Origin of the sequence: Massilia sp. Root335 (assembly GCF_001425685.1) — a bacterium.
In the GTDB taxonomy this organism is placed as follows: domain Bacteria; phylum Pseudomonadota; class Gammaproteobacteria; order Burkholderiales; family Burkholderiaceae_D; genus Telluria; species Telluria luteola.
The window spans coordinates 3,549-29,670 of the sequence record NZ_LMCY01000018.1; the positions used below are offsets into that span (position 1 = coordinate 3,549).

Consider the following 26,122-nt stretch of genomic DNA (forward strand, 5'->3'; position numbering starts at 1 on the left):
GCTGCTACCGCTACAAGGCAAAGCTGGACGCGGAAAACGCCATCATTGCTGATTGGCTGGTTCGGCTAACGAACAACCAGCGCAACTGGGGCTGCTACGCGTGAGCGTGTGCGCCCACTGGGCGCGAAACGCAGGCCATTGAATGTTAGAGCTTTCTCAGTATCTCTTCGAGCTTGCCAACCGTAGTCTTGATATTGAAGTAATTTTGATAGGCAGCCTTAGCCGATTCAATCAAGCCCTTGTACGTCAGGACCTTAATATTGTACGCATTTAGGGCCTCCTGCTGCTTTTCCGAGATAGAAGGGGCAGTGGAAATCAACAGGAAGACCTGAATCCCTGGAACTCGGCCGCCCAGCTTTGTCAGGTAATCTGGATGCTCGCGATAGTACTGCTCCACCGCCTCAACGTACTTTCTCGCTTGAAGCTCGAGGTCAGTCATCTTTACCGTCAGTCCAGGGCGCTTGAGCTCGATGATGATGTGCGCACCGGCGGTCGTGCGATAGGCGATATCCAGGCGAGCGCCTACTTCAGCCTCCGGGCAGGCGCGCTTTAGCTCAGCGGTCATTGTCACCTCCATTGCCTCGGTGCCTTTGACGCGGTCCCACGATGGGTCGAGCAGCCACAAGTGATCGAACAAGTACTTTTGAGCTACCTTCTCCAGCTTCTTCGCGTCGACGATCTCCTCGTCGAACTTTCGAATGATCTCCAGTCGCTGCTTTGTAATGTCGAGATAGTAACTTTCTTCGATATCGTCGAGCGTCGAAAAGATCGCCTGAAACTCTGGGCTCAGGACGTCAGTTATTTTGTCCAGCTCTGCAAGACGGCTTCGCGCCCGCAGTTTCTCGAAGCCTACGATCGCACTGCGATACAGCAAGCGTTGCGCTTCGTCATTCATGATTGGATCGTTGGAGATCGAGACGTTACCGATTGACGTCATAATTCGATCCGCAGCCTTGCGGTCGCGCGAATCTTTAAAGCTATCGAGCCACTCAACGATGTGTGGATTGGGCGTAGCGGTTTTTGTGTAGCCAAGCTCTCGACGCCATTCGTCCCATTCGTCTCGGATCTGACGCATCACGGTAACTAGGTGCGCGCGCAACGCCTGGAAGTGAGCATCGTCATGCTTAATAGCTTCGCGGCTGGCTGTGGCACGATCCGTGTCGTCCGAATCCAAAAAATCCGCTTGAATCTCGCCGAAGATGTAGTTGTTGAAATAGCGGGCATCGCCTAGTTCAGACAGGATGTCCTCTTGGAAAAGACGACCGTTGGCGAAGATCGAAACCTTATTGAGACTCTCATCACCGCGCCCCAGTTTAGACGGAGTGTCAACGGTGCCAATAAAGCCCTTCACTTCCACGTCAACGCCACCAACCTTCAAAATAGCAGGAAGACTCGCTACAAAGTGCTCGACGTTACCATCAACGTCAGTCTTCGTCGCGATCGCCGGCGCAATCTTTAGAATTTCGTCTCGCGCAGCCTTATCGAAGAACCACAGGAACTGCAGATCTTTATAGAGCGACGCTTCGCCGCGGGTAAGCGCCTTACCGTTCAATTCTACTTTGAAGGTGTCAGTAAAAACACCAAATCGTCGCGCTAGGCGTGGACGGAGGTAATCCTCTGTTTTGTTAATTTTCGAGTTCAGATCGGTCAAGCGAATGCGAGTTCCGTTCGGCTTTGTGAAGTCGGTGGGGACATCTATTCGCTCGACCGGATAGTCAACCGCATCTTCCTTACTGCTGGTCATCGCCTTCAGCTTCTGAACGTCAATCTTGAAGGCGACCGTGTCTGCGCCCTCGGCCTTAGTGACGACTTCGATCGAATTGGCCAGCGAAAACATGGCGAGCTTACCAATCCCCTTCCTACCCATGACGCGACGCTTACCGCTCTGGCTAAACGATTTATTCGCTTCCCGTAAACGCCTCGTATATCCGACCTTTAAGAACTTATTGAGTACAGCGTCTTCAGTCATTCCATGGCCATCGTCGTCCACGACGATTTCGTCGTCGTCTGGACTCAGCTGGATTTTCACCTCGGACGCATCAGCGTCCCAGGCGTTAGAAATGACCTCGCTGACCACAGCAGGGGTCGAGCTGTATAAACCAATACCTAAGTGATTTAGAACGTTCAGTTCGATGCGAAACTTAAGGTCGGTCATCAGGATTTCTTTTCTAGTTGTTTGAGGTGGGCTTTAAAAATGTCACCGACAAGCTTGCCTAACGCTGGGGGAACCGCATTACCGATCATGCGGCCAACGGCCGCAAACGTCACCGGCACGTCAGGGCTGACAAATTTGTAGTCGTCAGGAAAAGACTGCAGGATTGCTGCTTCGCGCAAGGTTATCGCACGATCCTGTTCGGGATGACCAAACCTTCCTGTACCAAAGTTGTAACATTGCGTCGTGATGGTTGGTGACGGCAGACTCCATTTCATGCGGGCATATACACTCTTGAATGACTTTCCAGAATCTGCTTTGTGGCATTCCGACAGCAATTCCTCTGGCCAGTCGAGCCAAGTGCCGCCAGGCTTAGAGGCTTGAATACGCTTCAGATTGATTGGGGTCAACGATCGTGCTTTATGCAATGGATCGGAAGTGCACGTTTCTCCAGCGCCTAGTTTCGGCAGATGTCCGATTGCCTCGGCAACAGTGATCGGTTTTTTTGTAGTTGGGCTTGGAATCTTGATTTCGCCCAGCTTGGACGCGACTAAAACGAAGCGGCGCCTCTCTTGAGGAATGCCATAGTCGGCACACCGAACGCGTTTCCAATCAAAATAATAATTGTTGCGACGCAAAGTAGCTATGAAATTGTCAAACGGCGCATGATTCGTCACGCGCGGGACATTTTCCATGGAAACCAGCTCTGGCTGAGTCTCTTCGATTAAGCGTGCGAAATGCTCTAGTAATGACCATTTCGCATCTTCAGAACTGTCACGGCCCAAGGCGAGCGTGGAGAACGGTTGGCAAGGTGCGCAGCCCGCCAATAGGCGCACTGTACCCTTTGCCTTTGAGTAGTGCTTTGATATCACTTTGCCATTGACAAGCTCCACGTTTTTCTTATGAAACTTGGCCTGAACATTGGCTTCATAGGGGAATTCACAGTTAGCATCAATGTCATACCCTGCCTTAACCTTGATTCCCGCTGCCTTGAGACCATAGCTGAGGCCTCCCACGCCGCAAAATAGGTCAACTGCTTCAATACGCATATACTTCTCCAATGTTGCGCTGATTTTAACCGAAGAGCAACGTTACGCACATATCCAATATCAAGCGCATCGTCACACTGTGCTGTTGCTAGCTCTAGGACATCCGAGTCGCATGTGGGGGCGATTTGAGTCCGAGGACCGATGCCGAAGGCGAGGGAGCGAGGATGGCCCGGTTAGGGCCACCCCCACGTCTCGTGGGCGCATGTAGGAGCGCTTTGGCCGGTCGTCCCGGCCAGCGACGATGCGGGCCACTCACATGCCGCAACGTACCTGGTGCCGCTCGTCGAAGCTCAAGTCTTCCAAATGACGCTGCAGTCGACCCCATGTAGCAAGTAAATACGCCTGGTTTAGGGGCGCTAGAAATAGCGGATTTTCGACCCAAGACGTTACGCCGTCAGCATCCAATCCTGATTCAAATAGCCTGAAGTCCAAGTCGTCGCCGACGCCCTTTTCGTCCATTAGCTCGGTATATGAATCGAGGTTGTAGAAGGACACATCGTCTGGTGGGCAGCCGTATAGCGCTCCAATCAACCCGGAAACCTTGACTGAGGCACTTTGCTGATCGTTGGCCTCGACAAACACGACTGCTCCATACGGCCAGTCACAGTAAGCGCGGAAAAGCGAGGTCTTATTCATCTCGTTACCCCAGCTTAGCGACAAGGTTTTCGGGCTTAAGATGCGTATACCGCTTCAACATCTGCATGCTTTTATGCCCTGTAATACTGGCGACTTCGAACGGATGCAGTCCCTTCTCAAAGAGGCGCGATGCTGCCTCATGGCGGAGATCGTGCCAGCGTAGATTTTCGATACCCAGCAGGGGCAGAACTCGCTTCCAGATGCACCGGACGGCGTTTTGGGTAGTGTTCAGGATCGGCCCTGAAGGCTCCGCCTGCAGAGCTCCGACCTCATCAACAGGATGCAGCGACAGCAACACCGAATGCGCCTTGCTCGAGAGTGGAAGCGCGGCCGGGACCCCCTTGTTCTCGGCTCCGCGGGCGGAAAGGGGGATCCGGACTAATCGCTTGTCCAGGTTGACCCATTCCCATCGAAGTCCGAACAAGGTGCCCTGCCTAAGGCTGGTCTCGATCGCAAGGTCAAATGCCGGCGCAGCATATGGATTTCCACTCTCAACGAGCACAGCTTTGATCTTCTCGTATTCGCCCGGCTCAAGCCTTCGGTCGCGCGCGTTACTTACGCTAGGTTTCCTGATGTTCTTGAGCGGGTTCATCAGCCCCTCCATCCCCCACTCCTTGCGCGCGATCTCATACAGATGGCTCACTAGTTGCAACTCGAGCCGAACCGTGTTTTCCGCCTTCCCTTGGGCTCGACGCTGATCTCGGTATCGTGCGAAATCTGCCCCCTTCAGGTTGGCCAGTGTACGAAAGCACAGGTCATTTCGGTGCCAGCGGTCAATACGGCCATACTCTTGGGCAGGATGTCGCTTTTTCGCCGCAACGTCGCGCCGATACTGCTTTAGTGCCTCGCCAAGTGTCATTTTTTCAGCGGCGGAGTTGTCGACGTAAAAACCAGTGTCGATTTCTGCCTCAACCCGGCGAGCCCACTTCTGTGCTTCTAACTGCGTATCGAAAGTGCGGTAAGTGGGCTTGTGACCTTTGCGCCGGACCTCGGCGCGCCAGTACGCGCCGCGTTTTTTGATGTATGCCATTAGTGATTCTCCAATCGTCAAAAGGACGCTTGACTCGAATCATTCCATTCCGGCAGTTTTCCGGCAAAGGCCAGTTTTTGAGCTCCTTTGCGCTAGCGCTGCATAGAAAAAAAGCCCTCACGATTTCTCGTAAGAGCTTGATTTCAAAACTAAAAACTGTATTGGTAGGCCTCCCCGGAGTCGAACCGGGCACCAACGGATTATGAGTCCGCTGCTCTAACCAGGCATGAGCTAGAGGCCCGAAACTGGTACATCCGAAGACGCTAAAAACTCGCCACTCGCGGACGGCACCTGCGTGCCGGATTGTCCAAAGTGGCGAGAGGATATTGTTTTAGCGTGGGTCCGTCAAGCCTCAGCCGCTGTTGTTCTCGAGGAAGCTCTTCAGCTTGTCGGAACGCGACGGGTGGCGCAGCTTGCGCAGCGCCTTCGCTTCGATCTGGCGGATGCGCTCGCGGGTGACGTCGAATTGCTTGCCGACCTCCTCCAGCGTGTGGTCGGTCGACATTTCGATGCCGAAGCGCATGCGCAGCACCTTCGCTTCACGCGGCGTCAGCGAGTCGAGCACGTCCTTCACCACACCGCGCATCGAGGCATGCAGCGCGGCGTCAGAAGGCGCCAGCGTGTTGTTGTCCTCGATAAAGTCGCCCAGATGCGAATCGTCGTCGTCACCGATCGGCGTTTCCATCGAAATCGGCTCTTTCGCGATCTTCATGATCTTCCGGATCTTGTCTTCCGGCATTTCCATCTTGATCGCGAGGGTGGCCGGGTCCGGCTCGGCGCCCGTTTCTTGGAGGATCTGGCGCGAGATCCGGTTCATCTTGTTGATCGTTTCGATCATGTGCACCGGAATACGGATCGTGCGCGCCTGGTCCGCGATCGAACGGGTAATGGCCTGACGGATCCACCACGTGGCGTACGTCGAGAATTTATAACCGCGGCGGTATTCGAACTTGTCCACTGCCTTCATCAGGCCGATATTGCCTTCCTGGATCAGGTCGAGGAATTGCAGGCCGCGGTTCGTGTACTTTTTCGCGATCGAAATGACCAGACGCAAGTTTGCTTCCGTCATTTCGCGCTTGGCCTTGCGCGCCTTCATTTCACCGGCCGCCATCTGGCGGTTGATGTTGCGCAGGTCCGGCAGCGGCAGGACGACGCGGGCTTGCAGGTCGATCAGGCGTTGCTGCAGTTCCTTGATCGTCGGGATATTGCGGCCGAGGATGGCGCTGTAGGCGTGGCCGGCGTTCACTTCGCCGTCGACCCATTCGAGGTTCGTCTCGTTGCCCGGGAAGACCTTGATGAAGTGGGCGCGCGGCATGCCGCAGCGGTTCACGGCCACGTCCAGGATCTGCTTCTCGATGTGACGCACTTCGTCGACCTGGCCGCGCAGGGTATCGCACAGCTTTTCGACGACCTTGGCGGTGAAGCGGATGCCGAGCAGTTCGTTCGAGATCGATTCCTGGGCCTTGATATAGCCATCGGAGTTGTAGCCCTGCTTTTCGTAGGCCTTGCGCATCTTGTCGAACTGCTGTTCGATGATGCTGAATTTTTCGAGGGCCGAGTTCTTCAGCTGCTCGAGCTGTTCGGCGGAATAACCGGCGGCGCCGGAATTGGCGTTCGCCTCTTCTTCCTCTTCCTCTTCTTCCTCTTCGCCGTCGTCTTCCTCGTCGTCGTCGGCGTCGGTCGCGGCCGGGGCGACGGCGCTCGGCGACGTCGCTTCGTCTTCGTCCGGGTCGACCATGCCGTCGACGATTTCGTCGATCTTGATCTCGTCCTGCTCGATGCGGCGCGCCGCATCGATGATTTCGGCGATCGTCACCGGGCATGCGGAGATCGCCTGGATCATGTCGCGCAGGCCGTCCTCGATGCGTTTGGCAATCTCGATCTCGCCTTCGCGGGTCAGCAGCTCGACGGAGCCCATCTCGCGCATGTACATGCGGACGGGGTCGGTGGTGCGGCCGAAATCGGAATCGACGGTCGACAGCGCCGCTTCGGCGGCAGCCTCGGCTTCGTCGTCGCTCGTGACGGTGGCGACATTATCGGACAGCAGCAGCGTTTCGGCATCGGGGGCGTGCTCGTAGACGGCAATGCCCATGTCGTTGAACGTGCCGATGATGCCTTCGATTGCTTCCGGATCGACGATGTTGTCCGGCAGATGGTCGTTGATCTCGGAATACGTGAGGAAGCCGCGCTCCTTGCCCGATTTGATCAGGGCCTTGAGCTTCTGGCGGCGGATTTCCAGTTCCTCTTCGCTCGCTTCCGTGTCCGACGAGAACGCATCTTTCAGCAGCGCCTTTTCCTTGGCCTTGCGGTCCTTGGCCTTGGCCTTGTCGACGGCTTTCAGCTCGGCGCGCTCGACCGCGTTCAGGGCGGCAACTTCGTCATTCTCGGGGGTGAATTCCTTGGGCTTGCGGCCACGCCGGCCTGGCACCTTGACGGCCGGCAGCACGTAGCCCGACGTGTCGATCGCGGCGAGGGCTTCCGCGTCGGTCGTCTGGTTGACTGGGGCGACACCCGCAACGCGAGCTTCCGCCTTGTCTTGAGAATTGTCCACTTTAGCGGACATCCTGGTGGATTTGGTAGCCACTTTGGGTTCGGGTTTCTTGGTTGGCACAGGCGCTTTCGAAGTCACAACGACCACTTTACTATGGTTAAAGATAAAGTTTTGTTACCTTACATCACGCTGCAGGCACAAATCTGTTGCCCAGCTAACTGAAACACCCCGCACGGATTGATACGAAAAATCGTTTCAATGCTTGCAATAGTTAGCGTTTTATTATAGCACGCGCCCCTATACTTTCCAGTCGAGAACGCCGGCATGGCGACCGTCGTCCGTCAGGCGAATTTCGCAGGGGTGTCGTTTGCTGCGTCCCGGGCCAAGAGGTCCTGCTGAGCTGTGATTTCGCGATAGCGGGCACTCACCTGATCTGGGGTCAATCCAGAAGAAAACAACTGGTTCAACTCCTGTTTCAACACGTCCATCTTGACTTGCCTCACAGCACTTGTCAGCCATACGCGGTCGCTGTCGATATCCGATTCGGGTTCCACCGCGATCGACGCAATCAGGTTGTCGTACTCGCTGCTCGTTTCCTTCAACTGCTCGGACAACGCGGCGAACGTACCGTTCGCTCCCAATTCCTGCGCCATCGCCACGAGCTGGCGCAAGCGCTCGGCCTGCTCGACGCCGAAATGATCAAACGCGCGTAGCGCCGATTCATCCAGCCCCAATGCCAGCGCCGGATGCGCGACGAGGATGCGCGACATCTGCAATTCCAGGCCAACCGGTTCCGGCCGTCCCTGGCGCGGCGGTGCCTTGCGCGCAACCGCAACCGGCTTGGACAACTCGAACAACGCTTCGATCTCCGCCGGCGTTGACTCGGTGAGGTTCGCCAGGCCGCGCACGATCTGCAGGCGCAGCGCCGTCGGCGTCATCGACTGCAACAGCGGCTTCGCATCGAACTGGACGCGCGCCCGGCCTTCCGGCGTATCGAGATCGTGTTCCGTCGTCACCTCGCGCAGCAGGAATTGCGACAGCGGCATCGCTTCGTTGATTTCCTGGGCGAACGCGTCCGCGCCGAATTCGCGCACATAGCTGTCCGGATCGTGTTCTTGCGGCAAGAACAGGAACCTGATCGTCTTGTTGTCCGTTACCTGGGGCAAACAGGCCTCCAGCGCACGGCGGGCGGCGCGGCGGCCGGCCTTGTCGCCGTCGAAACTGAAGATGACATTGTCCGTCTGGCGCAGCAGCTTTTGCACGTGGGTACTGGTACAAGCCGTGCCGAGCGTTGCCACGGCTTGCGGGAAGCCGAGCTGGGCCAGGGCGACGACGTCCATATAACCTTCCGTCACCAGCACATAGCCGGCGTCGCGGATCGCCTGGCGCGCCTCGAACAGGCCGTATAACTCGTGACCTTTCTGGAACAGCGGCGTTTCCGGGGAGTTCAGGTACTTCGGTTCGCCGCCGTCGAGCACCCGGCCGCCGAAGCCGATCACCTGCCCTTTCGTGTTTCGGATCGGGAACATGATCCGTTCGCGGAAACGGTCGTACCGCTTCTTATTGCTGCCATCCTCGTCGACTTTATCGATGACGAGTCCGGATTCGACGAGCGCCAGCGCGTCGTAATCGCGGAAGACCGAGCGCAGGTTGTCCCAGCCGCCGGGCGCATAGCCGAGGCCGAAGCGGGCGGCCACTTCGCCCGTCAGGCCGCGGCCTTTTAGATAGGCAATGGCGTTCGGCGCGGCGCGCAACTGGGCGCGGTAGAAGTCGCAGGCCTGGTTCAACGCGTCCGACAGGGCCAGCGTCTGCGCCTGCTGGGCGGCGCGCTGGGCCGGCGGGATCTTGTCGTCGGCCTGGGGTACCACCATGCCGACGCTTTGCGCCAGGTCCTTGACGGCGTCGACGAAACCCATGCCCGAATATTCGATCATGAAGCCGATGGCGGTGCCATGGGCGCCGCAGCCGAAACAGTGATAAAACTGCTTGGTCGGGCTGACCGTAAAACTGGGGGATTTTTCGTTGTGAAACGGACAGAGCCCCATGTAATTGGCGCCGCCCTTTTTCAACTGCACGTAACGCCCCACCACGTCGACGATGTCAACGCGATTGAGCAAGTCGGTAATGAATGATTGCGGAATCACTTGATCTAACAGTATTTGTCTCAGGTCAGACTATACCGCAGGGCTCGTTACAAGTTGATTTGCAACAATGCAACATGGCGTTGCCGCTCCGGTGCATCAAAAACAGACACGGCCGTGGCAACGATGCCGCAGCCTTGTACAAGCATCAACCTGCGCAGGCATCAAGCGCCAGCGAGGGCTTTCTTGACCTGGGCCGAGACGGCCGTCATGTCGGCACGGCCGGCCAGTTTCGGTTTCAGGATGCCCATCACCTTGCCCATGTCCTGCGGACCGGCGGCGCCCGATACGGCGACCGCTGCAGCCACTTCGGCGGCGACTTCTTCATCCGACAGGCCGGCCGGCATATACGCCGCCAGCACGGTCAGTTCGGACTTTTCCTTGTCGGCCAGATCCTGGCGACCACCACCTTCGAACTGGCTGATCGAATCCTTGCGCTGCTTGATCATCTTCTCGACGATGGCCACCACCTGCGCGTCATCCAGCTCGATGCGCTCGTCCACTTCCTTGCGCTTGATCTCGGCGATCAAGAGACGGACGGTGGAAAGGCGCTCGCTGTCCTTGGCGCGCATCGCGGCTTTCATGTCGTCGGTGATTTGGTCTTTCAGGCTCATGGAAACTCCATTCGATAGGGGCAAAAGGCAAAACCCGCTGCGGCACAACCGGAGCGGGCTTCGTCGAATTCAGGCCTTGCAAAGCCGGGACTGGCAATCGGCCGTCACCGGGTCAGGCGTGAACGTAAATCAGTACAGCTTCTTCGGCAGTTGCTGGCTGCGGATGCGCTTGTAGTGACGCTTCACGGCAGCTGCCAGCTTGCGCTTGCGCTCTGCAGTCGGCTTCTCGTAGAACTCGCGAGCGCGCAGTTCCGTCAGCAGACCGGTTTTTTCGATAGTGCGCTTGAAGCGACGCATAGCGACTTCGAACGGCTCGTTTTCTTTAAGGCGGATAGTGGTCATGTAAAAATGAAACCGTTGGATTTAGGGAAGAACGAAATTCTAACAGCTTTTCAAGATCTGTGCGAAGTTTTTCATCAGTGTGTTTGTTGCCACATCGCAGCAGTTTCACTCGATCGCCCCACCCGCCGCGACGCCGGAAGCCCATGCCCACTGGAAATTATATCCGCCGAGCCAGCCCGTGACGTCGACCGTCTCGCCGATGAAATACAGGCCCGGAATATTGTTCGCCATCATGGTCTGCTGTGACAATTCGCGCGTGTCGACGCCGCCCAGCGTCACCTCGGCCTTCTTATAACCTTCCGATCCGGTCGGCACGATGGCCCAGCGGTTGATCGCATCGCCCAGCTTGCGCAATTTCGCATCTGCCATGTCGGGCAGGCGCGCATCCAGCGCGAAACCGTTGCCGAGCACCAGTCCCTCCGCCAGGCGGGTGGGCAGCCATTGCGACAAGACGTTACCCAGCTGCTTTTTCACTGTCGTCTTCATGCCGATCAGTTCTTCCGCCACATCCATTTCCGGCAGCAGGTTCAGCACGATGGGCGTGCCCGGCTGCCAGTAGCTGGAGATTTGCAGGATGGCCGGGCCGGACAGGCCGCGGTGCGTGAACAATAAATCTTCGCGGAAATAGCCGTACTTCGAATTTTTCCCTTTTTTCGAACCGGTGACGACGTCGACTTCCAGCGCGATGCCGGCCAGCGGCACGAACGGTTGCCAGCTGGGGCCGTCGAACGTCAGCGGCACGAGGCCGGGGCGCGTCTCGACGATCTTCAGGTCGAAGTGCTTCGCGATGCGGTAGCCCAGGTCGGTGGCGCCGATCTTCGGGATCGACAGGCCGCCCGTTGCGACCACGACATTGCTGGCGAGGATGGGTTCGCCATCCGTGTCGATGCGGAAGCCGTCAGCGCTCCGCGTGACGCCGGCCACCTTGCACGGCATGCGCCAGTGGACGCCGCCCGCGTCGCATTCGGCCTTGAGCATCGCGATGATCTGTTCGGACGAGTCGTCGCAGAACAGCTGGCCGCGGTGCTTCTCGTGGTACGCGATGCGGTGCTTCTTGACGAGCGCGAGGAAATCGTGGGGCGTGTAGCGCGACAGCGCGCTGCGGCAGAAATGCGGATTCTCGGACAGGAAATTCTGCGGGCCGGCGTTGATGTTGGTGAAGTTGCAGCGGCCGCCGCCCGAGATGCGGATTTTTTCGGCGAGCTTGCCGGCGTGGTCGACCAGCAGGACGCGCTTGCCGCGCCGGGCCGCGGTGGCGGCGCACATCATGCCGGCGGCGCCGGCGCCGATGATCGCCACGTCGTAGTGTTTTGCCATGCCTCTTCCGTAAATGCTGCGCGCAAAAGGCGTGATTGTACGTCACCGGCATGGAAAACCGTGCATAGGTTCATCGCCTATCCGGGGCAGTCGTGGGCACGTTCGCGTCACCGATGTGCTTGGTGGGCACAGGGTGCCCACCCTACGGCGTTTTCGACGAATTAGACGGTGCGTTCGGCGCGTGGACGGCAGAGCCGTTTACCTACCCGCGCAACCCGCTGGCGACTTTCACGCATTGCGCCACCTGCGCCGCGATCGGCGGCGGCACGGGCTGTTCGCCCCGCAGCGCGCGAGCGATCCAGTCGGCGGTGGCGGCCGCGTCGCGGCCTTCCGGGGCCGGCGCCAGCTCGTCGGTCGGGGCGTCGCGCTCGACCAGCAACGTCTTTTGGCCGGCGTGGAACCAGTTGATTTCCTGGGCGCGGTTGGCGTTCGCCACCGTCTCGCCTTCAGTGCCGCGCATGAGGAAGGCGTCGCCGCGCGGGTGCGGGGCGGCGGCCTGAAAATAGTCGGTCAGCATCGCCAGGTATTCCGGATGCGTGTACGACACGAGCCGCAGCGCCGGGCGCTCGAACGGTTGCAGGATCTTGACGAGGGTGTGCGTGGAATTGCGCACGCCGAGGATGCGGCGCAGCGACAGCTGGTGCGCCAGTTCCGGTGCCAGCCGTTCGATCGGCATGAAGCACGGTTTCTTGTCCGCGAAGGCGTCGAGCATGTCGGCCGTGGAACCGACGGGGCCGATGCCCATTTCGGCGAAGATCTCGGCCGTCGTCACCCGCCCCGGATCTTCCTGGACGCCATGCACGAGCACCGGCACGCCCTCGCGCGCCAGCAGCAGGGCCAGCAGCGGCGTCAGGTTGGCCAGCTTGCGCGCGCCGTTGTAGCTGGGGATCAGCACGGGCGCGAAGGCGCCGGGCGGCGCGGGCAACGGCGCGAACGAGGCTTCCGCCGCGTCCATGAAGCCGGCGATTTCTTCCACCGATTCGCCCTTGATGCGCATCGCGAGCAGGATGCCGCCCAGTTCCAGGTCGGACACCCGCCCGTCGAGTATCGCGCCGTAGAGCAGCTTCGCGTCCTCGCGCGTCATGCTGCGCGCGCCCTTCACGCCGCGGCCGATCTCCTTGATGAAGCGGGCGGCGGCAAACGATTCCGGGTTCCCGGGTGTGGTGGTCGTATCCATGGATGACAGCATACCATCCCGCGCCGGCCCTCACCGATGCGAGTTTTTTGGGCAAGAGGGTGCAGGATGGCCGAATTCAGGCTAGACTCATTGATCCCTCAGGAACAAACAAGACTTGCCATGCTGATCACGCCCGATATCGAAAATACCAACGTCACCTCGTTCGCGACCATGCCGACGCCCAGCGCGCTGCACAAGAAACTGCCGCTGACGGACAAGGCCTTCACCACCGTGATGAAGGGCCGCGAGACCCTGCGCAACATCCTCGACCGCAAGGACAAGCGCCTGTTCGTCGTCGTCGGTCCCTGCTCGATCCACGACCCGGTCGCGGGCCTCGACTATGCGCGCCGCCTCAAGGCGCTGCAGGCCGAGGTGCAGGATACGATGGTGCTCGTGATGCGCGTGTATTTCGAAAAGCCGCGCACGACGACCGGCTGGAAGGGTTATATCAACGACCCGTTCATGGACGACTCGTTCCGCGTCGACGTCGGCATGGAGCGCGCGCGCCAGTTCCTGCTCGACGTGTGCGAGCTGGGCCTGCCGACCGCCACCGAGGCGCTCGACCCGATTTCTCCGCAATACCTGGGCGACCTGATCGCCTGGACCGCGATCGGCGCGCGCACGACGGAATCGCAGACGCACCGCGAGATGTCGTCCGGCCTGTCGACGCCCGTCGGCTTCAAGAACGGCACCGACGGCGACGTCAGCATCGCCGTCAACGCCGTGTTGTCCTCGTCCAGCCCGCACTCCTTCCTGGGCATCAACGACCAGGGCAGCGTGTCGATCGTGCGCACCAGCGGCAATGCCTATGGCCACGTCGTGCTGCGCGGCGGCGGCGGGCGCCCGAACTACGACTCGGTATCCGTCGCGATTGCCGAACAGGCGCTCAAGAAGGCCGGCCTGCCCGCGAACCTCGTCGTCGACTGCTCGCACGCCAACAGCTATAAAAAGCCGGAACTGCAGCCGCTCGTCATGTCGGACGTCATCCAGCAGATCAAGCACGGCAACCAGTCGCTCGTCGGCGTGATGATCGAGTCGAACATCGTCGGCGGCAGCCAGCCGATCCCGGGCGACCTGACGCAGCTGAAGTACGGCTGCTCGGTCACGGACGGCTGCATCGCCTGGGACGACACGGAGGCCATGCTGCGCAGCGCGCACCAGGAATTGCTGCAGCGGGCGTGATGCCCTGGGGCCTTGCGCCCAAGTTCGGGATGCGCCGCGATCGCGCGCGCAACTTGGGTCCCCGCCTGCGCGGGGACGACGGGTTTCTACAAATGCATGAGGTAATTCGTCGTTCTACAACTGCATGATGTAAATTCGTCGCTCTACAAGTGAGCGACGTAATTCGTCGTTCCTGCGCAGGCAGGAACCCAATTTTTGACTTATGGCCGCAGAACTTGGGTCCCCGCCTGCGCGGGGACGACGTTAACGCTGCCGGCATTTACATCGGCCGCATCGGAGCCAGGTCCGCGAGCGCGCCGGCCACGTCCTGGATCACCTCACCCCACGCGCCGTCGCGGCGCTGGCGGAACAGGCGCATCACGTGCGGATACCAGGGCGTGTCCGCGCGGTCCGCGAGCCAGCGCCAGTCCGTCTGCCACGCCGGCAGCAGTACCCAGCACGGTTTGCCGAGCGCCCCGGCCAGGTGGGCGCAGGCCGTATCGACCGTGATCACGAGATCCAGGCCGGCGATCAGCGCGGCCGTGTCGGCGAAGTCCTCGATCGCCGGCGCCAGGTCGACCACACCTTCCTTTGCCTCGTCCTCGCCCGGCCCTTTCTGCAGGCTGAACCAGCGTACGCCGCGCACCCGCAGCAGCGGCGCCAGCGTCGCGAGACCGGGCAGCGAACGCGCGGCATCGTTCTCGAAGCGCGGATTGCCCTTCCACACGAGGCCTATCTTCATCTCGTCCGGCGCGGCCGCCAGCAGCGGCGCAAGGCGCGCGCTGCGTGCGCGGTCCGGCGCGAGGTACGGCAGCGCGGCCGGCACCGTATCGACCGTCGTGCGGAAATGCAGCGGGAGGCTGAGCGGCGCGGCCCATACGTCCCAATCGGCGCGCTCGAACGACCGGTCGAGCGGAATGATCTCGTCCGCGCCGCGCAGGCTGCCGAACAGGGCGACCAGCCCCGGGTGGCACAGCACGCCCACGCGCGCGGCGCCGGCGGCCTTCAGTTGGTCGCAGTAGCGGCAGAACTGGATCATGTCGCCATGGCCTGCTTCCACGCCGACGAGGATGCGCCGTCCCGCCGGCGGCCCGCCGTCCAAGCGCGGCAGGCGCAGGTAATCCTGCATCGGCGCCAGCCAGTCGCGCGCTTCCAGGCGCATCCAGCCTTCGTCCCAGCGGCCCTGGCGCAGCAGGACGTAGGCCAGGTTGAACGCGGCCTTGCGGTAATCCGGATCGAGCGCCAGCGCGCGGCGGTAGCAGGCTTCCGCGTCATCCTCGCGGCCGGCGGCGGCGAGCGCCATGCCGCGGTTCGACAGCAGCGCGGGCGACACCGGGAGGAACGCCGGCACGGCATCGTAGACGGCCAGCGCGGCGTCGGCGCGGTGCCGCGCCGTGAGCATGGCGCCGAGGTTCAGGTACGTCTGCAACGCGTGCGGCGCGAGCGCGATGGCACGGCGGTAGTGGGTCTCGGCGGCGTCGACGTCGCCGCCGGCGGCGAGCGCGAAGGCGAGGTTGGCGTGGACGGCCGCCGCATCCGGATCGAGCGCCAGCGCGGCGCGCAGGGCATCCCGGGCGGCGGCATGGTCGCCCGCGTCGAGGTGCGCGCGGGCCGCGTGGAACAGGGATTCGGCGGGCGTCATGCGGAGGGCTGTGCTTGGCGGTGCTCGATTTTAGCCGATGCGAGGTACAATGGCGGATTGCGCGCCGCGAAGGCAGCGGCCATCTTGTCTTCCTCATACTGTTCCTGCTTGCCCATGATTGTCCTCGGCGTCGAATCCTCCTGCGATGAAACCGGCCTGGCTCTGTACGACACGGAGCACGGCCTGCTGGCCCACGCACTGCACTCGCAGGTCGCGATGCATGAGGAGTACGGCGGCGTCGTGCCGGAACTGGCGTCGCGCGACCACATCCGGCGCGCCTTGCCGCTGCTGGAACAGGTGCTCGCGCAGGCCGACCTGCCGCTGGAGCGCATCGACGCCATCGCCTACACGCAGGGCCCGGGCCTGGCCGGCGCGCTGCTGGTCGGGTCGTCCGTCGCGTGCAGCCTCGCGCTCGCGCTGGACAAGCCGGTGCTGGGCGTGCACCACCTCGAAGGCCATCTGCTGTCGCCGCTCCTGGCCAGCGAGCGGCCGGAATTCCCGTTCGTCGCCCTGCTCGTCTCGGGCGGCCACACGCAGCTGATGCGCGTGGACGGCGTCGGCCGCTACACGCTGCTGGGCGAGACGCTGGACGACGCGGCCGGCGAGGCCTTCGACAAATCGGCCAAGCTGCTGGGGCTCGGCTATCCGGGCGGTCCGGCGATCTCGCGGCTGGCGGAATTCGGCGATCCGGAAGCATATAAACTGCCGCGCCCGATGCTGCACTCGAAGGACTTCAATTTCAGCTTCTCGGGCCTGAAAACGGCCGTGCTCACGGTCGTGAAGAACAGTGCTACCGACATCACCAACGTGTGCGAGCAGGACAAGGCCAACATCGCGCGCGGCTTCGTCGATGCCATCGTCGACGTGCTGACGGCGAAGTGCGTGTCCGCGCTCAAGCACACGGGCCTGAAGCGCCTCGTGATCGCCGGCGGCGTGGGCGCCAACCGCCAGCTGCGCGCGTCGCTGGATGCGGCGGCGGCCAAGAAACGGTTCAAGGTGTATTACCCGGAGCTGGAATTCTGCACCGACAACGGCGCGATGATCGCGTTCGCGGGCGCGCTGCGGCTGGAGCGCAATCCCGAGGCGGCGCAGCGCGATTACGCATTCAATGTGCGGCCGCGCTGGCCGCTGGACGAGATCGAACCCGCCTGATACGGAAAGAGGCGGCCGGACGCCGGCGCGGCGACGCGCGCCGCTTCTGCCAGGCGGCCGTTCCGGACACTGTTCCGGTGAACTTGTTAGCTTGACATCGATCCTACCGTGTGACCGTCATTCTCCAAAGAATGGCAAACTCTGGCAGTTGAGTGTTACGGAGGTATCGAATGCGTGTGGTTAGCTGGAATATTCACTGGGGCTGTGGGAGGGACGGACGCATCCGCATCCACGCAATCATTGATGTGCTGCGCAAGCTGAATCCCGATGTGATCTGCCTGCAGGAAGTGGCTTCCAACCATCCGGAACTGGAAGGCAGTGCCAGCGCCAGCCAGTTCAAGCAGCTCGCCGGCGCGTTCGGCGGGTATCACATGATCGAGCAGGCGCCGAGCGAAATCTATCGCAACAATCTGCCTCGCCAATTCGGCAATATCCTGTTGTCCAAATTCCGCATCACCCAGGCGCAGCGCCACGTGCTGCCGTGGCCCGTCGATCCGGAACACCCGTCCGGCATGCCGCGCGGGATGATCGAAACCGTGCTGGAAGCGCCCGGCGGCAAGCTGCGCCTGCTGACGACCCACCTCGAGTACTGTTCGCCCATGCAGCGCCGGGCGCAGGTGCGGCGCATCCGCGAACTGCACGAGGAAACGTGCGCCCGGGCTGCCGTCTACCAACCCGAGCCCGATCTCGAGCCGCCGTTCCAGCTCGGTTTCCGGCCCGGCACGGCCATCTACTGCGGCGATTTCAACTTCGGGCCCGACTCGGAAGACTATCGCGCCCTGCTGGCGCCCGCGCCGGCCGGCGCGCTCGGCCTGGTCGACGCGTGGCGGGTGCGCCACGGCGACATGGCGCGCGCGCCGACGGCCGGCCTGCACGGCTTCAAATGGCCCGAAAAGCCCGGCTGCTACGACTATTTTTTCGTCACCGAAGACCTGGCGGGACGCGTCGCCGACATGAGCGTGCAGTCCGAGACGTCGGCCTCGGACCACCAGCCCATCGTGCTGGATCTGAGCTGAACTGAGCTGAGCCGGGCGGGCGCTTACGCGGCCGGTTCCTCGTCCTGCTCGAGCTCCTCGTCCTGCTGCGCGATCTGGCGCAGCGCCTGCTCGAACACCTCGGGCGGCTGGCCGCCGGAAATCAGGTGGCGCTGGTTGATCACGATGGCGGGCACCGAGCGGATGCCGGCGCGCTGCCAGTAGTATTCGAGCTGGCGCACCTCGTCGGCATACGCGTTCGATTCCAGCACCTGGCGCGCGGCCTCCACGTCGAGGCCGACCTCGCCCGCCGCGCGCAGCAGCACGTCGTGCGCGCCCGGGTTCTCGCCTTGCGTGAAATACGCCTCGAACAGCTTTTCCTTGAGCGCCTGCTGGCGGCCCTGGCCTTCCGCCCAGTGCAGCAGCCGGTGCGCGTCGAAGGTGTTGTAGATGCGGCCGCGGCGGCTCATGTCGAAGGTGAAGCCGACGGCCTCGCCGCGCTGGCGGATCATCTCGCGCGACTGTTCCTGCTGGGCGGGCGTGGAACCGTATTTTTCGGCGATGTGTTCGAAGATGTCCTGGCCGTCGGGCCCCATGCCGGGATTGAGCTCGAAGGGCTGGAAGTGCATGTCGGCCGTAATCGCATCGGACACCCGCTCCAGTGCCTGCTCGAGCGATTTCAGCCCGATCACGCACCACGGGCACGACACATCCGACACGAAATCGATTCTCATCTGCTTGCTCACGTTTCACCGCCTTCCTGTTTTGTTTTCACTGACGCCACATCATGATTGCAGCGGATGGCATATGGTGACACATCGAACGAAAGGGAGCAGCGCGTCAAACAAATTCGTTAAATCGACAATCCGGGGTCAGAGCCCGGTTTTGGGCTATTTCTTTCGGGGAGTTGCCTTGGCCGCGGCGGCGGCCTTGGACTTGCTGCCGATGCGCGATTCCTTGCCGGCCAGCAGATTGCCGATGTTGCTGCCGTGACGGTACAGCAGCAGCAAGCTCATCGCGACGACGGCGAACAGTTTTTCGTCGGCGCCGAACAGGAGGCCGTAGTAGAACGGCGCGAAGATCGCCGCCACCAGCGCGGCCAGCGACGAGTAGCGGAACGCGTAGGCGACGACGAGCCACGTCACCAGCGTTGCCAGGCCGAGCCAGACGTTCAGGCCCAGCAGCACGCCCAGCGCCGTCGCCACGCCCTTGCCGCCGACGAAGCGGAAGAACACGGGCCACAGGTGGCCGAGGAAGACCGCGATGGCCACCAGGGCGACGCCGCCATCCTCGACGCCGAACCGGTCGCCGAAATGGATCGCAAGCCACACGGCCAGCCAGCCCTTGGCGCAATCGCCGGCGAGGGTCGCGATGGCCGCCTTCTTGCTGCCCGAACGCAGGACGTTGGTGGCGCCCGGGTTCTTCGAGCCGTAGGTACGCGGGTCGGCCAGGCCGAACAGGCGGCTCGCCACGACGGCGAAGGAAATCGAGCCGATCAGGTAGGCTGCGACGGTGAACAGAATTGTGTACATGAGTCTCTTTCTTATCCCAGGCCAGGCACCTGGCGCGCGTGAATATACACCATCGACCGAACCCGGCGATAGTCGGGCAACGCCCCGGCGCGCGCCGTCAATCCGCCAGTGCGCAATGCACGGGCCGGGCTTTCAGGACGTCGACGAGCACGGCCGGATCGATTCCGACGAGGAAGCCGCGCCGTCCTCCATTGATATAGATCTTGTCCAGCTGCAGGATGCTGTCCTCGACATACACCGGCATCGCCTTGCGCACGCCGAACGGCGACGTGCCGCCGACCAGATAGCCGGAATGGCGCTGGGCGACGTCCGGCTTGCACGGTTCGACGGACTTGCACGGGATGGCGCGCGCCAGGTTCTTCGTCGAGACTTTACAGTCGCCATGCATGAGCACGATGAGGGGCCGCGCCGCCTCGTCCTGCATCACGAGGGTCTTGACGACGGCGTGTTCGACGACGCCCAGCTCGCGCGACGACACCGCCGTGCCGCCGTGTTCCTCATACTCGTAAGGGTGCTCCGAGAACGCAACGCCGTGCTTGCGCAGGAACTGGGTCGCCGGGGTTTCGGAGATATGCTCTTTCTTGGCCATGCGTGTTACGCTAAATGCAAACGGAGGAGTTGCTTATTATGCAGCAAGAGATTCGCTTTGCCACCTTCAACGTGTGTAACCTCGCTCCGCCGGGCGCCAGGCTGTACGACAACCTGGAACCGAGCACCTCCGAGGAGTACGAAGCGAAGATCGCCTGGACCGCGCACCAGATCGACATGCTCGGCGCCGATGTCATCGGTTTCCAGGAAGTGTTCTCCCAGGCCGCGCTGGCCGAGGCGCTGTCGCGCACGCGGCGCTTCCGCGATGCCCTGCACGTCGGGTTCGATCCCGATCCGGACGCCGACAAGCTGACGCCCAGCGTCGCCCTCGCCTCGCGCCTGCCGCTGGCGGACGCGCCCCGGCAGATGCCTTATTTCCCGCCCGGGATTGCGATGCCGCCCGGCAATCGCGATCCCGAACGCTTCACGCGCGCCCCGCTGCACACGGCGATCCAGCTGGCGCCCGATCTCGTCGCCGACGTGGTGGTCGTGCACCTCAAGTCGCGCCGTCCCGACTACCGCGCGGGCGACACGGGCGACGACCCGCAACTGTACGCGCTGGCGTCGCTGCGCTCGCTGATCCGGCGCGGCACGGAGGCCGCCGCGCTGCGCGTGCTGCTGACTCAGCTCGCGCACGAGCACCACCGGCCGCGCATCGTGCTGGGCGACTTCAACGACGTGGCCGACGCGGTCACGACCGGCATCGTGCTGGGCATCGGCGCGCCCAGCGGCGACCGTTTATATGACGCGTGCCAGTTGCAGGGCCGCCAGGACCTGCTGCGCCACGTCGGCTTTTCCAATGTGCATGATGGCTACCACACGACCATCGACCATATTCTCGTGTCGGCGGAATTCAATCGCGCCTTGCCGGGCGCGCTGGGCGAGGTCGTCGATGTCGTCTACCTGAACGACCATCTCGACCTCGGCTTGCCGGAGGCGTCGGATCATGGGCAGGTGCTGGCGCGGCTGCGCCTGTTCGAGCAGCCGGGAACGCCGACCGGCGACGGTTGAATGTTCGTGGGCTCGGGGAGCCCACCCTACAGCCGTAGGGACATCGTAGGGTGGGCACCCCGTGCCCACCATGCGCAGCCATCCGCGCGTCCGTCCCGGATTTTGCGCAGTTCAGCGTCCCTTTTGCACCGCTCGTCGCATTCCGATAGCGATTCGTCATCGCCAAACCTACCATGCTTTCATGCGCCGGGAGCTCCATCCTGCCCCGCAGGACGGAGCACTTGCGCTCTCCTTTCCGCTCGCGCTCACCACCACACGAAGAATAACCATGAAGATCGAGTCCCTGCCCCTGTCTGCCGAACAGCCCACCCCGCATGTCGCGCCGCGCCGTCGCACCAAGGTCATCGCGCTCACGCTGCTCGCCGTCGCGCTGGCAGGCGCCGGCGCCTACGCGCTGACGCATCGCGCCGCGCCGCCCGCGCAGGCGGCCGCGCCGGCGTCAAAGGCAGCCCCGGCGCCGGTGCAAGAGCTGTCGGCGCGCGACATCGCGCGCGTCGAGGCGCGCTCGCTGGCCGTCACGCTGCCGGTCACGGGCTCGTTGACGCCGCTGTCGCAGGCCACCGTCAAGTCGAAGGTGTCGGGCATCGTGCTGTCGACCGCGGTGCAGGAAGGCATGGAGGTCAAGGCCGGCCAGGTGATCGCGCAACTCGATCCCGCCGAGGCGCGCGCCCGCGTGGCCCAGCAGCAGGCCGTGCTGGCCGAGGCGCAGGCGCGCCTGGCGCTGGCGAAGAAAAACATGAGCAACAGCGCGTCGCTGCTCAAGCAGAATTTCATCGCGCAGAACGCGTACGACACGTCCGCGAACGCCGTCGACCTGGCGCAGGCCGCCGTCGATTCCGCGCGCGCCCAGCTGGACCTCGCACGCATCGCGCTGGCCGACACCACGATCCACGCACCGCTGTCGGGCGTCGTCAGCAGGCGGCTCGCGCAGGCCGGCGAAAAGCTGGCGCCGGACAGCCCCGTGTTCGCGATCGTCGACCTGAAACACCTGACGCTCGACGCCCAGGTGCCGGCCTCCGACATCCCGCGCATCCACGTGGGCCAGGACGTGCAGTTCAGCGTCGACGGCTTCGACGGCCGCAACTTCGCGGGGAAGGTCGCGCGCATCAACCCGGCCACGGAAACGGGCTCGCGCGCCATGATCGTGTACGTGGACGTGGCGAATCCGGACGGCCTGCTGCGCGCCGGCATGTTCGCCAAGGGCACCATCGTCACCGAGAAGTCGGCCCCGCATCCGTTGCTGCCGATCGGCGCCATCCGCCAGGACAACGGCCGCGACGTCGTCTACCGCATCGACGACGGCAAGGTCGTCGTGCAGCCCGTGAAACTCGGCCTGCGCAACCAGGACGCGGGCCTCGTCGAAGCGCTCGACGGCGCCGCGGCCGGCATGACGGTGCTGGCCGTGCCGCTCGATGGCGTCAAGCCGGGCAACAGGGTCAAGCTGCCCGATGCCGCGACCGCAACCACCGACTCGACCGCCCCGGCACGGAAAGGCTGAAGCCATGTGGATCACCCGTACCAGTATCAAATACCCGGTCTTCGCCACGATGGTGATGGTCGGCCTGATGGTGCTCGGCCTGTTCGCGTATCGCGGCCTGGGCGTCGAGAGCATGCCGAACATCGAGATCCCGGCCGTCTTCATCGAGACGCAGTATCCGGGCGCCTCGCCGGAGCAGGTCGAGAATGACGTCACGCGTCCGATCGAGGAAGCGGCGAACACCGTCGGCGGCATCAAGACCATCCGCAGCACGTCGTGGGAAGGCCGGTCCGGCGTCGGCATCGAATTCCAGCTGACCGTCGACATGAACCGCGCGGTGCAGGACCTGCGCGACCGCATCGGCACCGTGCGCGGCGGGTTCCCGCGCGAAGTGAAGGAACCGGTCGTGTTCCGCGAGGAAGGCGAGAACACGCAGCCCGTGATCCTGCTGTCGCTGACGTCGAAGGAGCGCAGCCTGCGCGACCTGTCGATGCTGACCGACCAGGTGATCGTCAAGCGCATCCAGGCCGTCGCCGGCGTGGGCCAGGTCCGCGTCAACGGCAAGCAGGACCGCCAGGTGCTGGTCGACATCCGCCCGGACCAGCTGCGCAGCCTGAACGTCGGCATCGACGAGGTGATGACCGCCATCACGGCGACCAATGCCAACCTGCCCGCCGGCCGCATCAGCCGCGGCGCGCGCGAGAACCTGGTGCGCATCGAAGGCAAGATGAAGGAAGCGGCCGACTTCAAGCGCATCGTCGTCGCCAACCGCACGGGCGGCCCGATCTACCTGGGCCAGGTGGCCGACATTTCGGACGGCGCCGCCGAGGAACAGTCGATCTCGCGCGTGAACGGCGAGCGTGCCGTCACGCTGGAGATCGCGAAGATCCAGGACGCCAACACGGTCCAGGTGGGCACGGGCGTGAAGGCCGCCATCGCCGCGATGAAGGACAGCCTGCCGAAGGACATCCAGTTCCGCATCCTGGACGACAAGGCGAAGAACGTACAGGGCCAGCTCGACAACGTCAAGGAAACCATCGCCGAAGGCGCGATGCTGACGATGGTGATCGTGTTCCTGTTCCTGCACTCGTGGCGCAGCACCATCATCACCGGCCTGACGCTGCCGATCTCGGTGCTGGCCAGCTTCATCGCCATGAAGTACTTCGGCTTCACGCTGAACTTCCTCACGCTGATGGCGCTGTCGCTGTGCATCGGCCTGCTGATCGACGACGCCATCGTCGTGCGCGAAAACATCGTGCGCCACCTCGGCATGGGCAAGAACCACGTGCGCGCCGCGGAAGACGGCACCAACGAGATCGGCCTGGCCGTGATGGCGACGACGTTCGCCATCGTCGCCGTGTTCGTGCCGATCGCGTTCATGCAGGGCATCATCGGCCGCTTCTTCCTGCAGTTCGGGATCACCGTCGCCGTGGCCGTGCTGGTGTCGCTGTTCGTCAGCTTCACGCTCGACCCGATGCTGTCGTCCGTGTGGCCCGATCCGGTCAAGGACCGCTTCAAGTACGTGCCGTGGCTGGGCCGCCTGATGGCGCGCATCGAGCTCGGCATCGAGTGGCTGCACGGCGTGTACGCGAAGGTGCTGGCGCTCGCGCTCTCGTGGCGCAAATCGACCCTGCTGCTGGCCGTCGCGCTGTTCGCGGGCAGCCTGATGCTGGTGCCGAGGATCGGCGGCGAATTCGTGCCGCAGGTCGACGACGGCTTCATCCAGCTGCGCCTGAAGACGCCGATCGGCTCCAGCCTGGAATACTCGGACGCCAAGCTGCGCCAGGCCGAGGCCGCGCTGGCCGAGTTCAAGGAAATCGACAGCGTCTCGACGATCATCGGCTCGTGGGAAGGCCGCAACTACTCGCAGGTGAACGTCAAGCTGACGGACGTGCACAAGACGCACCGCCGCTCGCAGCAGGACATGGAAAAAGTCATCCGCGAGCGCCTGGAAAAAATCGCCGGCGTGTCGCTGACGGTCGGCCAGCGTCCCATCTTCATCGCCATCCTCGGCACCGACGAGGCCAAGCTGGACGCGGTCGCGCACACGCTGATGGACAAGATGCGCAAGATCCGCGGCGTGGCCGACATCGAGTACAGCCAGGAAGGCGCGAACCCGGCCACCATCGTGAAAATCAACCACGAGCTGGCGTCCGACCTGGGCCTCACCGTGCAGCAGATCGGCACGGCGCTGCGGCCGTTCGTCGCCGGCGACCAGACCAACCGCTGGCTCGCGCCGGACGGCCAGAACTACGAAGTCAACGTGCAGCTGCCGAAGTCGGGCCGCGAGAAGGTGGCCGACCTGGCCGACCTGTCGGTGGCGTCCTCCAAGCTGGATGCGATGGGCAATCCGATCATGGTGCCGCTGCGCCAGGTCGTGCAATTCATCCCGTCGACGAGCCCGCAGATGCTCAAGCGCCAGGCCCTGCAGCGCCGCGTGGCCGTCTACGCGGGCCTCAACGGCCGTCCGCTCGGCGACGTGATGGGCGAAGTGAACAAGGCGATGAAGGCCATGCAGCTGCCGGACGGCGTGCGCTTCGACGTCGGCGGCGACGCCCAGCAGATGGACGAGACGATGGCAGGCTTCGGCGTGGCGCTGGGCATCGCCGTGATCTTCATCTACCTCGTGCTGGCATCGCAGTTCGGCAGCTTCCTGCAGCCGATCGCGATCATGGTGTCGCTGCCGCTGTCGCTGATCGGCGTGCTCGTCGCGCTGCTCGTCACGAAGACGACGCTGAACATCTTTTCCGTCATCGGCGTCGTGATGCTGATGGGGCTCGTGACGAAGAACGCGATCCTGCTGGTGGACTTCGCCAACCACGGCCAGCGCGCCGGCCGCAACCAGTTCGACGCGCTGATGGAAGCGGGCCAGGTGCGCCTGCGCCCGATCCTGATGACGACGCTCGCGATGATCTTCGGCATGCTGCCGATGGCGATCGGCATGGGCGAAGGCGGCGAAACGCAGGCGCCGATGGGCCGCGCCGTGATCGGCGGCGTGATCACGTCGACCCTGCTCACGCTCGTCGTGGTGCCGGTGGCTTATACCTATCTCGACAGCCTGGGCAAGCGGGTGGCCGCGTGGTTCAAGAAAGGGCACGAGGAAGAAGCGGTCGCGACGCCGTAGGGTGGGCGCACCGTGCCCACGCGTGACGTGTGCGGTTTGTTGGCGTTGCGCGTGGGCGGAGGACCGCCCACCCTACAAAAGCCCGGTCAAATGCTCACGCGCACTTCGGCGAATCGCGTCCGTTAGCGCGTAACAGCTACGTCGTCGTTCCCGCGCAGGCGGGAATCCAGGTGATGTGCCCGCGCGCGAACGCATCGGTCATGCGCCGGAAATTGGATCCCCGCCTCCGCGGGGACGACGCTCAGGCGCTCGAGCCCTCAAGCCGGATCGTGCTCCTGCTGCGCCGACGGCCCGGAGTCCTCGTCCAGCGCCGGCGACTCCTCCCCGCCGTCGCCCTTGTGCTGCTTGGATTCCTGCTTCTTGCGCGCTTTTTCGTCCGCCTTGCGCTTCTTTTCCAACTCCCGTTGCCGCTTTTCGTACTGGAAATTCGTCTTGGCCATGCTCACCTCGTGCTATCGGTATAAGGAACGTACGGCCCATTATGGACCAGTCATCCCACATAGTCTTGAGAA

The 26,122-nt window shown here is 62.7% G+C and carries 21 protein-coding genes and 1 tRNA gene; 6 read left to right on the forward strand and 16 right to left on the reverse strand.

Features of this window, described 5'->3' with window-relative positions; translation table 11 throughout:
* Nucleotides 1-145: 145 nt before the first annotated feature.
* The 11 genes from ASC93_RS11030 to ybiB form a co-directional block, all read right to left on the reverse strand.
* Nucleotides 146-2,155 (reverse strand): ATP-binding protein, encoded by a 2,010-nt coding sequence (locus tag ASC93_RS11030; protein ID WP_056441184.1) that lies wholly within the window; start codon nucleotides 2,153-2,155, stop codon nucleotides 146-148.
* Nucleotides 2,155-3,201: a DNA cytosine methyltransferase gene (locus ASC93_RS29690; protein WP_082547946.1), complete on the reverse strand. Its 1,047-nt coding sequence runs from the start codon at nucleotides 3,199-3,201 to the stop codon at nucleotides 2,155-2,157. The genes ASC93_RS11030 and ASC93_RS29690 overlap by 1 nt, the downstream gene beginning before the upstream one ends.
* Before the next feature lie 252 nt (nucleotides 3,202-3,453).
* On the reverse strand, nucleotides 3,454-3,837 hold the full coding sequence (locus tag ASC93_RS11035) for a hypothetical protein (RefSeq protein WP_056441189.1): 384 nt from the start codon (nucleotides 3,835-3,837) through the stop codon (nucleotides 3,454-3,456).
* Between the two features lie 4 nt (nucleotides 3,838-3,841).
* Nucleotides 3,842-4,867: a site-specific integrase gene (locus ASC93_RS11040; protein WP_056441191.1), complete on the reverse strand. Its 1,026-nt coding sequence runs from the start codon at nucleotides 4,865-4,867 to the stop codon at nucleotides 3,842-3,844.
* 162 nt (nucleotides 4,868-5,029) lie between these two features.
* Nucleotides 5,030-5,108 (reverse strand) — tRNA-Ile (locus tag ASC93_RS11045).
* Between the two features lie 111 nt (nucleotides 5,109-5,219).
* The gene (gene rpoD, locus ASC93_RS11050) at nucleotides 5,220-7,430 is read right to left on the reverse strand and encodes an RNA polymerase sigma factor RpoD (RefSeq protein ID WP_056441195.1); all 2,211 of its coding nucleotides are present in this window, start codon (nucleotides 7,428-7,430) and stop codon (nucleotides 5,220-5,222) included.
* 269 nt (nucleotides 7,431-7,699) lie between these two features.
* Nucleotides 7,700-9,502 carry a DNA primase gene (dnaG, locus tag ASC93_RS11055; protein ID WP_056441198.1) on the reverse strand — a complete coding sequence of 601 codons (1,803 nt, stop codon included), beginning with the start codon at nucleotides 9,500-9,502 and terminating at the stop codon, nucleotides 7,700-7,702.
* A gap of 161 nt (nucleotides 9,503-9,663) precedes the next feature.
* Nucleotides 9,664-10,113, reverse strand: a complete 450-nt coding sequence (locus ASC93_RS11060) for a GatB/YqeY domain-containing protein (protein WP_056441201.1) — start codon at nucleotides 10,111-10,113, stop codon at nucleotides 9,664-9,666.
* Nucleotides 10,114-10,242: 129 nt separating this feature from the next.
* On the reverse strand, nucleotides 10,243-10,455 hold the full coding sequence (gene rpsU / locus ASC93_RS11065; RefSeq protein WP_005665410.1) for a 30S ribosomal protein S21: 213 nt from the start codon (nucleotides 10,453-10,455) through the stop codon (nucleotides 10,243-10,245).
* A 105-nt stretch (nucleotides 10,456-10,560) separates the two neighbouring features.
* On the reverse strand, nucleotides 10,561-11,772 hold the full coding sequence (locus ASC93_RS11070) for an NAD(P)/FAD-dependent oxidoreductase (RefSeq protein ID WP_056441204.1): 1,212 nt from the start codon (nucleotides 11,770-11,772) through the stop codon (nucleotides 10,561-10,563).
* A gap of 202 nt (nucleotides 11,773-11,974) precedes the next feature.
* Nucleotides 11,975-12,949: a DNA-binding protein YbiB gene (gene ybiB / locus ASC93_RS11075; protein ID WP_056441208.1), complete on the reverse strand. Its 975-nt coding sequence runs from the start codon at nucleotides 12,947-12,949 to the stop codon at nucleotides 11,975-11,977.
* Between the two features lie 123 nt (nucleotides 12,950-13,072).
* On the opposite strand from ybiB, the gene ASC93_RS11080 reads away from it, so the two are divergent.
* Nucleotides 13,073-14,131, forward strand: coding sequence for a 3-deoxy-7-phosphoheptulonate synthase (locus tag ASC93_RS11080; protein ID WP_056441524.1), 1,059 nt, complete (start codon nucleotides 13,073-13,075; stop codon nucleotides 14,129-14,131).
* Between the two features lie 259 nt (nucleotides 14,132-14,390).
* Here ASC93_RS11080 and ASC93_RS11085 read toward each other — a convergent pair whose 3' ends face one another.
* On the reverse strand, nucleotides 14,391-15,752 hold the full coding sequence (locus ASC93_RS11085; RefSeq protein ID WP_056441212.1) for a tetratricopeptide repeat protein: 1,362 nt from the start codon (nucleotides 15,750-15,752) through the stop codon (nucleotides 14,391-14,393).
* A gap of 114 nt (nucleotides 15,753-15,866) precedes the next feature.
* On the opposite strand from ASC93_RS11085, the gene tsaD reads away from it, so the two are divergent.
* Both tsaD and ASC93_RS11095 read left to right on the forward strand, forming a co-directional pair.
* Complete coding sequence (gene tsaD / locus ASC93_RS11090) at nucleotides 15,867-16,904, forward strand: tRNA (adenosine(37)-N6)-threonylcarbamoyltransferase complex transferase subunit TsaD (protein ID WP_056441215.1); 1,038 nt, start codon at nucleotides 15,867-15,869, stop codon at nucleotides 16,902-16,904.
* Between the two features lie 170 nt (nucleotides 16,905-17,074).
* Nucleotides 17,075-17,920 (forward strand): endonuclease/exonuclease/phosphatase family protein, encoded by an 846-nt coding sequence (locus tag ASC93_RS11095; RefSeq protein ID WP_056441217.1) that lies wholly within the window; start codon nucleotides 17,075-17,077, stop codon nucleotides 17,918-17,920.
* 23 nt (nucleotides 17,921-17,943) lie between these two features.
* On the opposite strand, the gene ASC93_RS11100 is transcribed toward ASC93_RS11095, so the two are convergent.
* The 3 genes from ASC93_RS11100 to ybaK all read right to left on the reverse strand — a co-directional run bounded on the left by ASC93_RS11100 (nucleotide 17,944) and on the right by ybaK (nucleotide 19,999).
* Nucleotides 17,944-18,624: a DsbA family oxidoreductase gene (locus tag ASC93_RS11100; RefSeq protein WP_056441220.1), complete on the reverse strand. Its 681-nt coding sequence runs from the start codon at nucleotides 18,622-18,624 to the stop codon at nucleotides 17,944-17,946.
* A gap of 144 nt (nucleotides 18,625-18,768) precedes the next feature.
* Nucleotides 18,769-19,410 (reverse strand): glycerol-3-phosphate 1-O-acyltransferase PlsY, encoded by a 642-nt coding sequence (plsY, locus tag ASC93_RS11105; RefSeq protein WP_056441221.1) that lies wholly within the window; start codon nucleotides 19,408-19,410, stop codon nucleotides 18,769-18,771.
* Between the two features lie 97 nt (nucleotides 19,411-19,507).
* Nucleotides 19,508-19,999, reverse strand: coding sequence for a Cys-tRNA(Pro) deacylase (gene ybaK, locus ASC93_RS11110; protein ID WP_056441225.1), 492 nt, complete (start codon nucleotides 19,997-19,999; stop codon nucleotides 19,508-19,510).
* A gap of 38 nt (nucleotides 20,000-20,037) precedes the next feature.
* Here ybaK and ASC93_RS11115 point away from each other — a divergent pair, with 38 nt between their 5' ends.
* From ASC93_RS11115 to ASC93_RS11125, 3 genes are all read left to right on the forward strand, one after another.
* Complete coding sequence (locus ASC93_RS11115) at nucleotides 20,038-21,009, forward strand: endonuclease/exonuclease/phosphatase family protein (protein WP_056441228.1); 972 nt, start codon at nucleotides 20,038-20,040, stop codon at nucleotides 21,007-21,009.
* Nucleotides 21,010-21,277: 268 nt separating this feature from the next.
* On the forward strand, nucleotides 21,278-22,507 hold the full coding sequence (locus tag ASC93_RS11120) for an efflux RND transporter periplasmic adaptor subunit (RefSeq protein ID WP_056441231.1): 1,230 nt from the start codon (nucleotides 21,278-21,280) through the stop codon (nucleotides 22,505-22,507).
* Nucleotides 22,508-22,511: 4 nt separating this feature from the next.
* Nucleotides 22,512-25,610 (forward strand): efflux RND transporter permease subunit, encoded by a 3,099-nt coding sequence (locus tag ASC93_RS11125; RefSeq protein ID WP_056441234.1) that lies wholly within the window; start codon nucleotides 22,512-22,514, stop codon nucleotides 25,608-25,610.
* A gap of 257 nt (nucleotides 25,611-25,867) precedes the next feature.
* On the opposite strand, the gene ASC93_RS11130 is transcribed toward ASC93_RS11125, so the two are convergent.
* Nucleotides 25,868-26,050: a hypothetical protein gene (locus tag ASC93_RS11130; RefSeq protein WP_056441236.1), complete on the reverse strand. Its 183-nt coding sequence runs from the start codon at nucleotides 26,048-26,050 to the stop codon at nucleotides 25,868-25,870.
* Nucleotides 26,051-26,122: the final 72 nt, after the last annotated feature.